This window comes from Shinella sp. H4-D48, assembly GCF_022637395.1.
Lineage (GTDB): Bacteria > Pseudomonadota > Alphaproteobacteria > Rhizobiales > Rhizobiaceae > Shinella > Shinella sedimenti.
Genome location: NZ_CP093337.1, coordinates 2,828,156 through 2,843,742, shown reverse-complemented (window position 1 = coordinate 2,843,742; position 15,587 = coordinate 2,828,156). Strand labels below are relative to the sequence as shown.

General features: G+C 62.8%; 10 protein-coding genes and 1 tRNA gene. 7 read left to right on the top strand and 4 right to left on the bottom strand.

Annotated elements, in window-relative coordinates; all coding sequences use genetic code 11:
• Positions 1-75: 75 nt before the first annotated feature.
• The 4 genes from MNR02_RS13975 (at position 76) to MNR02_RS13960 (ending at position 4,143) form a co-directional block, all read left to right on the top strand.
• Positions 76-1,185 carry a polyamine ABC transporter substrate-binding protein gene (locus tag MNR02_RS13975; RefSeq protein ID WP_269470864.1) on the top strand — a complete coding sequence of 370 codons (1,110 nt, stop codon included), beginning with the start codon at positions 76-78 and terminating at the stop codon, positions 1,183-1,185.
• A gap of 77 nt (positions 1,186-1,262) precedes the next feature.
• On the top strand, positions 1,263-2,405 hold the full coding sequence (locus tag MNR02_RS13970; RefSeq protein WP_241947222.1) for an ABC transporter ATP-binding protein: 1,143 nt from the start codon (positions 1,263-1,265) through the stop codon (positions 2,403-2,405).
• Between the two features lie 4 nt (positions 2,406-2,409).
• On the top strand, positions 2,410-3,321 hold the full coding sequence (locus MNR02_RS13965; RefSeq protein WP_241947221.1) for an ABC transporter permease subunit: 912 nt from the start codon (positions 2,410-2,412) through the stop codon (positions 3,319-3,321).
• Between the two features lie 3 nt (positions 3,322-3,324).
• A complete protein-coding gene (locus tag MNR02_RS13960; RefSeq protein ID WP_160870011.1) occupies positions 3,325-4,143 on the top strand; it encodes an ABC transporter permease in 819 nt (272 codons plus the stop codon).
• 16 nt (positions 4,144-4,159) lie between these two features.
• Here MNR02_RS13960 and MNR02_RS13955 read toward each other — a convergent pair whose 3' ends face one another.
• Complete coding sequence (locus MNR02_RS13955) at positions 4,160-5,989, bottom strand: AsmA-like C-terminal region-containing protein (protein ID WP_241947220.1); 1,830 nt, start codon at positions 5,987-5,989, stop codon at positions 4,160-4,162.
• 180 nt (positions 5,990-6,169) lie between these two features.
• Between MNR02_RS13955 and MNR02_RS13950 the strand changes: the two genes are divergently transcribed.
• Positions 6,170-8,122 carry an acetoacetate--CoA ligase gene (locus tag MNR02_RS13950; protein ID WP_241947219.1) on the top strand — a complete coding sequence of 651 codons (1,953 nt, stop codon included), beginning with the start codon at positions 6,170-6,172 and terminating at the stop codon, positions 8,120-8,122.
• A gap of 248 nt (positions 8,123-8,370) precedes the next feature.
• Here MNR02_RS13950 and MNR02_RS13945 read toward each other — a convergent pair whose 3' ends face one another.
• Both MNR02_RS13945 and MNR02_RS13940 read right to left on the bottom strand, forming a co-directional pair.
• Positions 8,371-9,948: an iron ABC transporter permease gene (locus MNR02_RS13945; protein ID WP_241600733.1), complete on the bottom strand. Its 1,578-nt coding sequence runs from the start codon at positions 9,946-9,948 to the stop codon at positions 8,371-8,373.
• A gap of 190 nt (positions 9,949-10,138) precedes the next feature.
• Positions 10,139-13,648, bottom strand: a complete 3,510-nt coding sequence (locus MNR02_RS13940; RefSeq protein WP_241947218.1) for an ATP-binding protein — start codon at positions 13,646-13,648, stop codon at positions 10,139-10,141.
• Positions 13,649-13,891: 243 nt separating this feature from the next.
• Here MNR02_RS13940 and MNR02_RS13935 point away from each other — a divergent pair, with 243 nt between their 5' ends.
• Both MNR02_RS13935 and MNR02_RS13930 read left to right on the top strand, forming a co-directional pair.
• Positions 13,892-14,341 (top strand): phasin, encoded by a 450-nt coding sequence (locus tag MNR02_RS13935; protein WP_241600560.1) that lies wholly within the window; start codon positions 13,892-13,894, stop codon positions 14,339-14,341.
• A gap of 145 nt (positions 14,342-14,486) precedes the next feature.
• Positions 14,487-14,563: transfer RNA gene (locus MNR02_RS13930), tRNA-His, on the top strand.
• Between the two features lie 135 nt (positions 14,564-14,698).
• Here MNR02_RS13930 and MNR02_RS13925 read toward each other — a convergent pair.
• Complete coding sequence (locus MNR02_RS13925; protein ID WP_241947217.1) at positions 14,699-15,580, bottom strand: LysR family transcriptional regulator; 882 nt, start codon at positions 15,578-15,580, stop codon at positions 14,699-14,701.
• Positions 15,581-15,587: the final 7 nt, after the last annotated feature.

Sequence of the window (15,587 nt, the reverse complement as noted above, 5' to 3'; positions counted from 1 at the left end):
GCGGCTTGTCGCCTCCTGAAAAAACTCCATAATCGGCGACAGACGTTCGTGCGAACGCATCGGTCAGTTAAAAAACTGGGAGAAAAATCAATGGTAAGACGTACTCTTTTTGCGACGGCCGCTCTCGCGGCGCTCATGGCGGCCAGCAGCGCTTTCGCGCAAGAGAAGGTTGTGAACGTCTACAACTGGTCCGATTACATCGATAGCTCGATCATCGACGATTTCACCAAGGAAACCGGCATCAAGGTCGTCTATGACGTCTATGACTCCAACGAGATCCTTGAAACGAAGCTGCTGGCCGGTGGCACCGGCTACGACGTCGTCGTACCCACCAACACCTTCCTCCAGCGCCAGATCGCGGCGGGCGTCTACCAGAAACTCGACAAGTCCAAGCTGCCGAACCTCAAGAACATGTGGGACATGGTGGCCGAGCGCATGCAGCCGTTCGACCCGGGCAACGAATACTCGATCAACTACATGTGGGGCACGATCGGCATCGGCTACAACAAGGCTAAGATCAAGGAAGCTCTTGGCGTCGACGAAATCGACAGCTGGAGCGCGATCTTCGATCCGGCCAATGCCGAGAAGCTCAAGAATTGCGGCATCAACATGCTGGATTCCCCAACCGACATGATCCCGGTTACGCTCGCATCTCTCGGGCTCAACCCCGACAGCCATGATCCTGCTGATATCGCCAAGGCCGAGGAAGCGCTTCTGAAGGTTCGCCCCTTCGTGCGCAAGTTCCACTCGTCCGAATTCATCAACGGCCTTGCCAATGGCGACATCTGCATCGCGATCGGCTGGTCGGGTGATATCTTCCAGGGCCGCGACCGCGCCGAAGAGGCCAACAACGGCGTCGAGATCGGTTATGCCATCCCGAAGGAAGGCACCCAGATGTGGTTCGACCAGATGGCAATCCCCGCGGATGCGCCTCATGTCGAGGAAGCACACGCCTTTCTCGATTACATCATGCGTCCGGACGTGATCGCCAAGGCATCGACCTACATCCACTACGCCAATGGCAACAAGGCTTCGCAGGAACTCCTGCCTGAAGACATCATCAAGGACCCGACGATCTACCCGGATGAGGAAACGCTGAAGAAGCTCTTCACCAATACGGCGCTCGATTCCAAAACGCAGCGTCTGTTCACGCGGACGTGGACAAAAGTCGTGACCGGCCAGTAATCGGTCCAGTGCAAATTGCCCGGAAGAACCTTCCGGGCAATTTCATTTGCGCTGCCAATAAAGAGATGGGGACAGGCATGAAATCTCTCGGCAATATCCGTCGTTCCTTTGCGCCGTGGACAGACCCCGACGCAAAGCCGTTCATCACCTTCCGCAATGTCACGAAGAAGTTCGGCGATTTCACAGCTGTCGATAATCTCACGCTCGACATCTACCATCGCGAGTTCTTCGCCCTGCTGGGCGCCTCGGGCTGCGGAAAGTCGACGCTCCTGCGCATGCTGGCGGGTTTCGAGCGGCCGACATCCGGCGAGATCATCCTCGATGGCCAGGATATTGCGAGCATTCCGCCCTACAAGCGGCCCGTCAACATGATGTTTCAGTCCTACGCGCTCTTTCCGCACATGACCGTGGAGAGCAATATCGGCTTCGGTCTGCGCCAGGACGGTATGCCCAAGAACGAGATCGCCGAACGCGTCGCCCAGATGCTCAAGCTGGTGAAGCTGGAGCAGTTCGCCAAGCGCAAGCCCCATCAACTGTCCGGCGGCCAGCGTCAGCGTGTGGCGCTCGCCCGTTCGCTGGCCAAGCGACCCAAGGTGCTTTTGCTCGACGAACCGCTCGGCGCGCTCGACAAGAAGCTGCGCGAGGAAACCCAGTTCGAACTGATGGATCTCCAGCAGGACCTCGGCCTCACCTTCGTCGTCGTCACGCACGACCAGGAGGAGGCGATGACCATGGCCGACCGCATCGCGGTCATGAGCCACGGCAAGGTCATCCAGGTCGCGACCCCCGCGGAAATCTACGAGGCGCCCAATTCGCGCTTCGTCGCGGACTTCATCGGCGACGTGAACATTCTCGACGGCAAGGTCTCCGCAAGCGGCAACGGCAAGATCGAACTGGTGACCAATGACGGCTTCACCGTTCGTACCGCTTCGGCCGGCGCGCCGGCGAGCGGCAGCGCCGCAGGCTTCGCCATCCGGCCGGAAAAGCTGAAGGTCTCGCGCAACGCTCCCGCCGATGCCACCGTCAACGCAGCGGAGGGCGAAGTATGGGATATCGGCTATCTCGGCGACATGACGGTCTTCTACGTCAAGCTCGGCAGCGGGAAGGTGGTCAAAGCCTCCATGCTGAATGCCCAGCGCGAGGTGGAGAACCCCATCGTTTATGATGAAAAGGTCTGGGTTTCCTTCGGCGAGACAGCCGGCGTCGTGTTGAAGGATTGAGCGCATGAGCAAGCTCGGCTCCGCCATCTTCAGCCGCCTTGTCATCATCATCCCCTATGCCTGGCTGCTGTTCTTCTTTCTTGTCCCGTTCCTCATCGTTTTTCGCATCTCGCTGTCCACCACCGCCATCGCGCAGCCGCCCTATGAGCCGGTTTTCGCGCTGGCGGACGGCCTTTCCGGCCTCTGGGCGAAGATCGGGCAGTTCAGCTTCGACAATTTCGTCTGGCTAACCGAGGATGCGCTCTATCTCAATGCCTATCTGTCGAGCGTGTGGATCGCCGGCGTCTCGACGCTTGCCACGCTGCTGATCGGTTATCCTATCGCCTATGGCATGGCACAGGCGCCCCGTTCGCTGCGTCCGACGCTTCTGATGCTGGTCATCCTGCCGTTCTGGACGAGCTTCCTCATCCGCGTCTATGCATGGATCGCGATCCTGAAACCCGAGGGGCTTCTCAACCAGTTCCTGATCGGCACAGGCATCATCGATTCCCCGCTGATCATCCTGGGCACGAACTGGGCGATCTATATTGGCATCGTCTATTCATACCTGCCCTTCATGGTGCTGCCGCTCTATTCTGCGCTGGAAAAGATGGACAACACGCTGATCGAAGCGGCACAGGATCTCGGTTGCCCGCAGATCACCGCCTTCTGGAAAATCACTTTCCCGCTTTCGCTTCCCGGCGTGGTGGCGGGCTGCATGCTTGTCTTCATCCCGGCCGTTGGGGAATTCGTCATTCCCGACCTGCTCGGCGGATCGCAGACGCTCATGATCGGCAAGACGCTCTGGAACGAGTTCAATGCGAACCGTGACTGGCCGGTATCGGCTGCCGTGGCGACGATCCTGCTGCTCATCCTCGTCGTGCCCATTGTGTTCTTCCAGAATGCGCAGGCCAAGGCCGAAGAGCAGGGGAGATAAGCCATGAACACCTGGTCCCGTTTCAATATCGTCTCGGTCGTTCTCGGCTTTGCGTTTCTCTATCTGCCCATTGTGCTGCTGGTCATCTTCTCCTTCAACGAGTCCAAGCTCGTGACGGTCTGGGCCGGCTTCTCGACGAAATGGTACGTCTCGCTGTTCAACAACCGCGGCCTGATGGATGCGGCGTGGGTGACGATCCGTGTGGCGCTGTTGTCCGCTACCATCGCCACGGTGCTCGGCACCATGGCGGCGCTGGCGCTGACGCGCTACACGCGCTTTCGCGGCCGGCTGCTCTTCTCGGGCATGGTCTATGCGCCGCTCGTCATGCCGGAAGTCATTACCGGCCTGTCGCTGCTCCTGCTCTTCGTCGCCATCGGCCTCGACCGCGGCTTCGTCACGGTGACGCTTGCGCACATCACCTTCAGCATGTGCTTCGTGACCGTGGTGGTGCAGTCGCGCCTTCTCTCCTTCGATCGCTCGATCGAGGAGGCGGCAATGGATCTCGGCGCCACGCCAGTCCGTACCTTCCTGGAGGTGACGCTGCCGGTCATTGCGCCCGCCGTGCTGTCCGGCTGGATGCTGGCCCTGACGCTCTCGCTGGACGACCTCGTTATCGCCAGCTTCACCTCTGGCCCGGGCGCCACCACCCTGCCGATGAAGATCTACAGTCAGGTCCGCCTGGGCGTCACGCCCGAGATCAACGCGGCCTGCACCATTCTCATCGGCCTCGTCGCGATCGGCGTCATCATCGCATCGATCATGACGAAAAGGCGCGAAGTGCAGCGCCAGCGTGACGAGCAGGCGGCGATTGCCGGCCGCTGAATGCAACGAGGAATCTTTACTGGCGAGGCTGACGCCCCGTCAGTATCGAGGCCGGAGAGATGACCGGATCCGGCCAGGAGCCGCCGACGAAAAAGCTGATACCCGGTTTGCCGTTCGTGGCATCCGCTGTCGTTCGGTCCTTCAACAGGCCGGCCAGCGCCAGACTGCCTGTACGGTAGGGCACCATGCCGGACAAGGTGAGCAGCGTATCGCTGCCTTCGATCTCCGCTTTTGTCAGCTCGGCCAGCCCTCGATCGAGGCGCGCTTCCACATCGGCCCTGGTGAAGTCGAACGACCCGTCTCCCGCCGCAGACATGCTGAAGAAATCGCCCTGCGCTGCGAGTTTTTCGAAGGATTGCCGGTTGAAATGTGTGAGCGTGCCGGAGCCCATCCGCAGGCGGAACTTGCCGGACATGTCGGAGGGCGTGGTTGCCCAGAGCGGCAGCTTCGTCGAGAGCTCGAAATCCGCCGATCCGATGCCCGACGGCAGTGGCCCCGGAAGTGCTAGTGTGCTGGCGATGCTGCCCATGTCGACATTGCTGAGCGAGAATTGCAGCTTGCCGCCGCCGCGGAAGCCTTCCTCCGCAAGCGCGATGCGGCCCGTCAGGCGACCGTCCAGCAGGGTGCTGTCGCCGATATCGAAGGATGCGCGCCCGTTCTCGATGCGCATGCCGGCGGCAAGGTCCTTCAGGGCAAAGGGCGCGAACGTGGCCGTCCCCGCCGAAAGGCGCAGATCCATGCCGAACTGATGGATGAACGTGGTGTCGATCGTCGGTGCGTTCTGGTCGGCGCCGGGAAGCGGCGAAAATGCCGAGAGAAAGGCACGCAGGTCGATGCGGTCGAAGGCAAGTGTTCCCCCGATCCGCGGCACGCTCTCCGGCGGCATGTTGAGGTCGAGCACGCCGGTCGCCTTCGTGCCGTCGAGCGCCAGCTTGACGTTCTCAAGTCTGGCGGCGTAGCCGGATGTCGCGACATTCGCTTCGACGGTCATCTGGCCGATGGTGCTGACGGCCGGAATGTCCCGGCCCTGCCATGAAAGAAGACGGCTGAGGGACGGCGTTGAAAGCTGCACGGCGCCGTTGACGAAGCCGCTGCCGGAAAGATTGGCGGCGCCTTCGAAGCTGATGGCACCGGGGTCGGCGGTCACGCTCGCGCGAACGGTGGCGTCGCGGCCCGCAAACAGAGCGAGCGGCTGATCGGTGTCGAAAGACAGGCGCGTCATCTCGCCGTTGCTGACACCGGAAAGCGTCATGGACAAGCGCTGCCGCAGGGTCGGCCAGGTGACCGTGCCGTCTATATCAGAGATGCGGTAGGGACGGCTCTCACCGGAGACGATTTCCAGCACGCCGTCCACGAGCGTGATCGTGCCGATGCGTTCTTTGGATGGGTCGGAGGCCGGCTTGCTCCCGGTGGCCTTCGTCGCTTCGATAGCTTCGACGAGCCAGCCGCTGTGCCGCCAGTTGAACGTTCCGTCCGCCTCCCGGCGCAGGCGCACGATGGGCCGCACAAGCTCGAAATCGCTGAACGACGGGTGACCGCGCAGCGCGCCGAGAAGGTCGAACGTCGCCGAGACGGTCTCGGCGGAGATTAGCTCGCCGCTGCCATCCGGCACGACGCGCACGTCGCGCAGCGTGACGCGTGGATAGGGCCAGAAGCTGAAATGCGTTTCCTTGCCGATATGAACCTGCGCACCCGTCCAGTTCTCCATCGCCTGTTCCAGGCCGCGCTCCACCGTCTCCGGCTGGACGAGAAAGGAGAAGCCGATGCGCAGTGCCGTGACCACGACGAGCACGACGAGGATCGACCATACCCAGAATTTCGATCGCACCAGACGGGGAAGGATCATAGGGCGCGGCTCCTCTGCCCGCGGCATTCTCATCTCAAGCGAAATCGGGATAGGCTCTCGTGCGAAAGAAATCAAATCCCGCCATGGCGGAATTGCGTTCGGAGACGGCGCGATCCGGCGTCCGCCACTTTATATTGCGACGCACCATGATATACCAAGGCCGTGGAGTGGAGGATAAGCATGACGTCGGAACTGCCCCTTTGGAAACCCTCGCAAGACATTCTTACCAAGAGCCCCATGGCGCTCTTCATGAAGGCCGCCGGCGCCACCGCCGGACGTGATTTCGAGACCTATGACGATCTGCACACATGGTCCGTGACGGACCGTGGCGCGTTCTGGACGGCGATATGGGACAGGTGCGGTGTCATCGGCGACAAGGGGCAGGTGGCGCTTGAGAATGGCGACGACATGCTTGCCGCCCGCTTCTTCCCCCAGGGCCGGCTGAATTTCGCTGAGAACCTGCTGAGGAAGACCGGGGCGGGGGACGCGATTATCTTTCGCGGCGAGGACAAGGTGTCCTGTCGTTGGTCCTGGGATGATTTGCGCGCCCATGTCTCCAGGCTCCAGCAGGCCTTTGCCGCGATGGGCATCGGTGAAGGCGACCGCGTGGCGGCCATGATGCCGAACATGCCGGAAACCATCGCGACGATGCTGGCGGCTGCATCGCTTGGCGCCATCTGGTCGTCCTGTTCGCCCGATTTTGGCGAGCAGGGCGTGCTGGACCGTTTCGGCCAGATCGAGCCGAAGCTGTTCATCGCCTGCGATGCCTACTGGTACGCCGGTAAACTGCAGGACGTTTCCGCCAAGGTGAAGGCCGTTGCCGCCAGGCTCGGCGCACCCGTTGTCGTCGTGCATTATGCCGGCGATGCCGACGCGCTTGCGGCCGCCCTGCCGGATGGCCGCACCCTCGAAGCCCTCATGGCGCCTTTCGAGGCGAAGCCGCTCGAATTCGCCGCGCTTCCCTTTCGCCACCCGCTCTACATCCTGTTTTCCTCCGGCACGACGGGTGTTCCCAAATGCATCGTGCATTCGGCCGGCGGCACCCTGCTCCAGCACCTTAAGGAGCATCACCTGCATTGCGGCCTCGTGGAGGACGATCGGCTGTTCTACTTCACCACCTGCGGCTGGATGATGTGGAACTGGCTGGTGTCCGGCCTTGCCGTGGGCGCCACGCTCTGCCTTTTCGATGGCTCACCCTTCCATCCTGACGGCAATGTGCTCTTCGACTATGCGCAGGACGAGCGTTTTGCGGTCTTCGGCACATCGGCGAAATATATCGATGCGGTACGCAAGGGCGGCTTCACGCCGCGCACGACGCATGACCTTTCGAGCCTGCGGCTTCTCACCTCGACCGGCTCCCCGCTTTCGCCGGAAGGGTTCTCGTTTGTCTATGAGGGCATCAAGCCGGATGTGCAGCTCGCTTCCATTTCCGGCGGCACGGATATCGTCTCCTGCTTCGTGCTGGGCATCCCGCTGAAGCCGGTCTGGCGTGGCGAGATCCAGGGCCCCGGCCTTGGCCTTGCAATGGATGTCTGGAACGAGGACGGTCAGCCGGTGCGGGGCGAGAAGGGCGAGCTCGTCTGCACCAAGGCGTTCACTTCCATGCCGGTTATGTTCTGGAACGATCCCGACGGGGCGAAATACAAGGCTGCCTATTTCGAGCGCTTCGACAATATCTGGTGCCACGGAGATTTTGCCGAATGGACGAGCCATGGCGGCATCGTCATCCATGGGCGCTCCGACGCCACGCTCAATCCGGGCGGCGTGCGCATCGGCACGGCGGAGATCTACAATCAGGTCGAGCAGCTCGAGGAGATCGTCGAGGCGCTCTGCATCGGGCAGGATTGGGATGACGACGTGCGCGTCGTTCTCTTCGTGCGCCTGGTGCCGGGCAGGGTGCTGGACGAGGCACTGGAAAAGACCATCCGCACAAAGATCCGCACCGGCGCATCCCCGCGCCACGTGCCGGCGAAGATCATCCAGGTCGCGGACATTCCGCGCACCAAATCCGGCAAGATTGTCGAGCTTGCGGTGCGCGAGGTCGTGCATGGCAGGCCCGTCAAGAACAAGGAAGCGCTCGCCAATCCCGAAGCGCTGGACCTGTTTGCCAATCTGGACGCGCTCAAGTCGTGACCGGCGCCAGCGTTAACGATTTGACGCCTGTCAAATTAACCAAGATTGCGAAGTTGTGAACGAAAGGTTTGTGCCGCAACCGGTCAGGTAAGGATTTGTTAAGGTGGGCTGGCACAAGGTCGTCCCAACTTGAGCGCGCCCGATGACGGGCGTATCGGTCGACCGACCCCGATGGCATGATGCCGTTCACACTGGCTTTCGTTGGACAGCATGCAAACTATCGGGGCGGCCTTAGGGTCGCCCTTTTTTTATCCGTTTGCCTTGTCGAGCGAGCGCGACACCAGAAACACCGGAATGAGCCCGACCGCGACGATGATCATGGCCGGTACGCCCGCATCCTCCACCTTCGCCCGTGAGGCGTCCTCGTAGACCAGGGTCGCGAGCGTATTGAAGTTGAACGGCCGCAGCATGATCGTGGCCGAAAGCTCCTTCATCGATTCGATGAAGACGAGCAATGCCGCCGTCAGCGTCGCCGGCCGCATCATCGGCACCAGCACGCTCCAGAGCGTCTGGCTGCTGGTGCGCCCAAGCGTGCGCGCCGCCATGTCGAGATGCGGCGAAAGCTTGTGGAACCCCGCATCGATCGTGCCCTCGGCCATGGTGAGGAAGCGCACGGTGCAGGCGTAGATGATCGCAAAGCCGGTGCCGGACAGCAGAAGTCCGGTCGAAATGCCGAAATTCGCCCGCAGGAAAGCGTCCAGCGCATTGTCGAAATTGGCGAGCGGAATGAGCACGCCTATAGCCAGAACCGTTCCCGGGACGCCATAGCCGAACGAGGCGAAGCGGCCTGCAGCGGCGTTTAGCCGGGAACGCGTGGTGCGCGCCGCATAGGCCAGCAGGAAGGCGAGAAGCACGGCGATGATGGCGGTCGACCCGGAGACCAGCACACTGTGCCAGAGCGCCGAAAGAAGACGTGGCGATGCGAATTGCTCCACCCGGCGCAGCGCATAGCCGCCCAGCACGAAGACTGGAATGGCAAAGCCGATGACGGGCGGCAGCAGGCAGGTGAGGCTGGCCGCCCAGCGCTTCCAGCCCGCGAGCCTGAGGCGGACGGAATCATGCACCGCCGCTGTCGTCTTCTGGCTGGCGAAGCGTTGCCGCCGGCGCGCGGCGCGCTCCACCATCATCAGGCAGACGACGAAGACGAGCATGATGCAGGCGATCTGCGCGGCGCCCGCAAGGCTGCCGCGATTGAGCCAGGTGTCGAAGATCGAGAAGGTCAGGGTCTGGACACCCAGATATTCGACCGCGCCGATATCGTTCAGCGTTTCCATCGCTACCAGAGTCAGCCCGACCATGATCGCCGGCCGCGCCATGGGAATCTGGATGCGCGCGAAGACCTTCAGCGGCCCCGCACCGAGCGTGCGCGCCACATCCGCTGCCGCCCGGCCCTGCATCAGGAACATCGAGCGGGCGGAGAGGTAGACATAGGGATAGAGCACGCTCGACAGCACCAGCATCGCGCCGCCGGTCGTGCGCACTTCCGGGAACCAGTAGTCTCGGCTGGTCTGGAAGCCGAACAGCGCGCGATAGGCGCTCTGGATCGGCCCGGTGAAGGAGAAGAACTCTGCAAACGCATAGGCGCCTAGATAGGCGGGAATGGCAAGCGGCAGCACGAGCAGGCCCGACAGGATCCGGCGCCCGGGAAACTCGCAACTCGCCACCAGCCAGGCCGTGACCACGCCCACGACTGCCGCGATGGTGGCGACGCCGGCCAGCAGGGTGAAGGTGCGCAGCGTGGCGCGGGGAATGACGTTGCTGAGGAGATGCGGCCAGTTGTCGGTGCCGCCGGTCGCGGCAATCACCACTATGGCGATGGCCGGCATCAGCACGATGGCTGCTGCCAGGACGGCGGAGATGGAAAGAACCGGATGTCGGGCGGCGCCGGACCGGCGGCGCAGGCTGCGCGCCGGTACGTTTTCAGAAAGGACCTGCACTGCGTTACCTCGACGATGCGGCCCGCCCGAAAAAACCGGGAGAGCCGAAAGGCGTTTGCGCCGGTCTAGACCAATCCGGTCAGTCTGCCAACACACGCGGCGAGGGAAAGATCACTTCGACCAGCGTGCCTTCGTTCGGAGTGGAGTTGATCGCGAAGTTCGCCCGGTTGGCATCCACCATCGCCTTGGTCAGCGGCAGGCCAAGCCCGGTGCCGTCGCCGCGCTTGCGTGCGCCGGTCGTCACCTGCCTGAACGGCTTCATCGCCTGCTCAAGCTCGCTGCGCGTCATACCCACGCCGGTGTCGCGAATGCGCAGCACCACGCTTCCATTCGCCTCATAGGCCGTCGAAACGACGATCTGTCCACCGGACGGGGTGAAGCGGATGGCATTCGACAGGATGTTGAGCGCGATCTGCTTGATCGAGCGCAGGTCCGCGACGATCTGCGGCACGTTGGTCGACAGCGAGGTACGAATGATGACGCGCTGGGCATTGGCCTGCGGCTGCACGAGCGACACGGCCTCCGAGATTGTCTCGTTGAGGCCGACCGCGGTGAACTCCATTTCCATCTCGCCCGCCTCGATCTTGGAAATGTCGAGCAGGTCGTTGACGATATCGAGCACGTGGCGGCCGGAGCGGCCGATGTCGTTGGCATATTCTATGTAGCGCGGATGACCGATCGGTCCGAACCGCTCCGTCGCCATCATGTCGGAAAAGCCGATGATGGCATTGAGCGGCGTGCGGATCTCGTGGCTGACGCGCGCCAGGAAATCGCTCTTGTGGGCATTCGCGGTCTCGGCGGCGCGCTTGGCGTTGCGCAGCTCCTCTTCCGTGCGCTTCCACTGCGTGATGTCGCGGATCACGGCGCAGAAGCCGGCGGAGGAGGAGAGGCGCCCCATGGTCATGAACAGCGGAATGAACCCGCCGGATGCCTCGCGGCCAATGACCTCGCGCCCGTCATTCAGCACGCTTGCCACGCCATGCCCGGAAAGACCGGTGAGATAATCGAGCACCGCCTTCTGGCTCTCGTGAGCAAACAGCATGGCGAAGGGCCGCCCACGCGTTTCGTCTTCGTCATAGTTGAAAAGCGCGCTGGCCGAGCGGTTCATCGAGCGGATATCACCATCCTGGCCGACGACGACCACGCCGTCGGTCGCGGTTTCCAAGATGGAGCGAAGCTCGCTGACCTCGATTCGCAAGGCCGATGCGGCGGCCTGTTCCTCGGTCCTGGCTTCTGCGTCCGAAGGTGCAGGCGCGGTCTCGACGAGCGAGAGCACCGGCTTTTCCTGGATCGGCGTCAGTGCCAGCATCAGCGCGGTGCCGTCCTCCCAGCGGATGGACTGGAGACGTGCGCGAACGGTGCTAGTGCTTTCGCCATCGGCGTGCCGCAGCATCATGGCGCCGTCATGGTGCTCGGCATCCTCGTCCCGGCCCGCAAGCAGGATGTCGATGCCGCCGGAGGCCTCCAGATCGGCGAGATCCGCATAGCCGGTCAGGCGGAAGAATTCTGGATTGGCGTGAATGAGCCGATCGCCGACATGCACCAGCAGGGCAACAGGAAGGGCATCCACCACGGCGGCGGTAAGGCCGTAGTCCATCTGCCGCCGCGAGGGGGCGAATCCGCTGCGCTCGCTTGCCGGCTCCTCATGCAGCATGTCGTCCGCATGCGGACCGACTTCGAGGCCGGGCATTTCCGTCTCGGTTTCGGCGAGAGCGGTCGCCTCGGCTGTCTCGTCGATGCCAGCCGTGTCTTGGACGTTCGCGGTCTCGTCATCCTGCGCATCGAGCGAAGCGTCGTCCGTCGGGCGGTCCTCCGCCTTGCGCTTGCCGAAGGTCTCGCCAAGCTGGCGGGCAATCTCGCGGAATGCGGCTTGCTCGCCGGTGGAAAGACCATCGAGAAGGCCGCCGCGCGTGCGACGGCTTTCAAACTGCACGACCTTGTCGGAATGGCGCCGGGCCGGCGTCTCGACCAGGCGAAGCGCCGGGCGTTCGCCGCGAAACGCATCCTCGCCCTCGGGAGCCGGTTCCAGTGTCGCGGTCGGAGCGGCGTCGACGTCCTCGCTGCGTGCGGGTGTATCCTCGGCAGGAAGCTGTGTGTCGTCCAACGGCGCGGGATCGGTGTCCGTTTCCAGATCGTCCGCCGCCTTCTCCAGCAGCACCCCGGTTTCTTCCGTCAGGACCTCCTCCACCAGCGTGTCCTGTTCGGTGGGCGTTGTGACGGCGCCGAGTGTCAGGCCGCGCGCATGGACGTCGGCCACCGCATCGGCAATGCGCACGATGCCGAAACCCCGGAAGCCGTCGAATTCGCGGTTACGTGAATAGGTCGGCAGCGCGGCCAGATCGACCGGCACAACAAGGTTGGTGCCCTCGACCGGCCAGAGGATCGTCTTGCCCGACCAGGTGTCGCGCCGGCGCAGAAGATCGCCGATCTTGCCATCCGGGTCGAGATCGAAACGCGCGGCCACATCACTGAAGCGCTCGCCGGAAATGCCAGCGGCGCGCGGGCCGACCGCGGCGGCGAATTCGTCTGAAATCTCGCTGAACCGGCCCTCGGCATCGATCTTCCAGACGAAGCGGACTGGACGCCCCTGCCGATTGAAGACAAAGCCTGAGGGAACGACGTCCAAGTTCGATGTGTCATCGCTTTCAGGCGCGGTCGGTTCTTCGTCCGCCGTCTCCACCAATGTCTCATCGATCACGGGTTCAGCCGTCACTGTTTCGGCATTTTCGAGCTCGACGACCGTGTCTTCGGCAACAGGTGCGTCCGAAGGAAGATCGTCTTCGGAGGCGACGGGTTGCTCCGGAATCTCCTCGGCGATCAGGTGATCAGTCGCAGGTTCTTCGCCCGGAACGGGTTCAACAGGTGCACCTTCGGCTGCATCCGCATGCGGTTCGGCGTCGGCCTCATCGGGATCGAGATGGCCGAGGATTGTTTCGACGGCAAACAGCAGGTGCAGTGCCGGGTCGCTGGAAATACGGCCGATGGCGGCGGGAAGATGCCCGCGGCCGGTGGCAATGGGGCGCTTGACGAGATGGTCGGCGCTGCGGCCTGTGGCCTCTACCAAGGTTCGGCGCGTTTCAGGGCTGATCGCCAGCGCTTCGAATTTTTCGGAGGCCGCAATCACTGCACCGTCACCGTCGAGAACGGCCATGTGGGTGTCCGGATCGTCCAGCCCCGCAATCATCGCCGCGGCGGCTTCCGCCGCGCTCTGCCTGTTGTCGGAAACCGGCGCGCTGAACAGGATTGCGTTCTCGCCCGGACGCAGGGTGATGCCTTCGACGGTGGCGGTCACGGTCGCGCTGCGGAAGCCGCTGCCGATACGCATGAGAAGCGTGCGCCGTTCGCCGGGCGTGCGGACCTGCCGGCCGGCGGCGAGAAGCTGGCGAAAGGCGACATCGGTGCGATCCGGGCCGGCATCCAGAAGGTCGTAGACGTTGTCATGGCCGAAAAGCGTGGCGCCGCGGCCGTTCGACCAGAGCACGCGTTCGAGATCCTGCGAAAACAGCACGACGGCTTCACCCCGCGCAAACGGCAGGCGCACCCGTTCATGGACGGCGACGTCGATAAAAGGATACTGTTTTGCGGACATGTTCAGGCCTGAATCTCGATCCGGCACCCCGGCTTTCCATTAACGCTTTATTAATAGCGGTCAGGCGGCAAAGGGTCCAGCGGCGGCGGCCGGCAGCCCCGCGCTTTCGGGCGAAAGGGTTAACGGCTCAGGTCATAATTGTGCACTGCACAATTATGTTGCAATGCGAAAGAGAATCGCCTATATCAAGCTCACTCGAAACATGGCGCCTCTGAAGAGGGCCACACCAAAGGAGCGCAGACAATGGCGACCAAGAAGATCGACGACGTATTCTCCATCGCATCCATCGACCCGAGCAAGTTTTCCGAAAGCTTCCGTGATTTCGCCGAAAAGGGCGCCGCGCAGACCAAGGAAGCCTATGCCAAGATGAAGGAAGCCGCCGAAGACGCCACCAAGACCGTCGAATCGACGCTTGAGAGCGCGCAGGCCGGCTCCGTCGAACTCGGCCTCAAGGCCATCGAAGCTTTGCGCACCAATGCTGAAAACTCGCTTTCGCACATGGAAGCCCTGCTCGGCGTGAAGTCGGTCGCTGAACTGTTCGAACTGCAGACCGCCTTCCTTCGCAAGCAGGCCGAAGTCGCCGTCGAGCAGGCCAAGACCCTTCAGGAAACCTCCAAGAAGGTTGCCGAAAAAGTCTCCGCTCCCGGCAAGTCGGCTGCCGAAAAGGCCATGAAGTCCTTCAAGGCCGTCTGAACCGCATATCGCGCGGCCTCGGCCCGCAAGGTTTGAATGACCGGGCCATCGCCCGGTCATTTTCGTTTGATACCGGGTAAAAAGAGCTTGAAAAAAGGTGCGGCTGCCCGTATGTGACGCACCAAGCGCGGAACACGCGCCGTGTGCGGTTGTAGCTCAGTTGGTTAGAGCGCAGGTTTGTGGCACCTGAGGTCGGTGGTTCGACCCCACTCAACCGTACCATTCCCCTCTCCCGATAAGTCTAGTAGTCATAACGACTTACCGGGAGAGGGGAAGCTTTCGCTTTTTCGTCGTTTCATCCTGCATTTCAGCCGATGTCCGCGCGCGGTGGCTCGTGCGAAGCGCCGCCGCTCGGACTCAGAGAAAGATGTCGTGCTCCTGCCGCACGAGTTCCTGAAGGAATTCGGCGACGGTGCGCACGCGGGCAAGGTCGCGCGCGCTTTCGTGCCAGGTGGTCCAGTAGGCGCGACGGATGGTGTTTGCGGGGAGTACCCGCACAAGCTCGTGATGCTGTCGGGCAATATAGTCGTGCAGGATGCCGATGCCGGCCCCGGAGCGCACGGCCTCCGTCTGGCCCGTGGCGCTCGAGATCTCGAAGCCCGCGTCCCAGCTGCGCATGATTTCGCCGGTAAAGTTGAGCGAGGCGGTGAAGATCAGGTCCTCCACATAGCCGACGCGCCGATGCGCTTTCAGTTCGTCCACCGTTTCCGGCGTTCCGTTCTCCGCAAGGTAGTCGCGCGACGCGTAAAGCCCGAGCGTATAATCCGTAAGCTTGGAGGAGACGAGGCGGCCCTGTTCCGGTCGTTCGAGCGTGATTGCGATATCCGCCTCCCGCTGTGACAGCGAGAAGGAGCGGGGCACCGGCACAAGCTGGATCTTGAGCTCCGGGTGCCGCGCCGTCAGCTTGCCGAGACGCGGTGCGAGAAACGAGACGCCGAAACCGTCAGGCGCGCCCACGCGCACGGTGCCGGCGACGGCGGTATCGATACGACCGATGCTCGCCTGCGCTGCCAGCATTTCCGTTTCCATCCGCTCGGCGGCCCGCAGGAACGTCTCGCCCTCCGCCGTCAGGTCGCAGCCATTGGTGCGCCGGATGAGGAGGCGGGTCTTGAGCGCCTCTTCCAGCGCGCTGACGCGACGGCTGAGCGTGGCGTGGTTGACCCCGAGCCGCCGCGAAGCCGCAAGGATCTGGCCGGTGCGGGCCACGGCCAGAAACATGCGCACATCATCCCAGTTCATGCAGCCT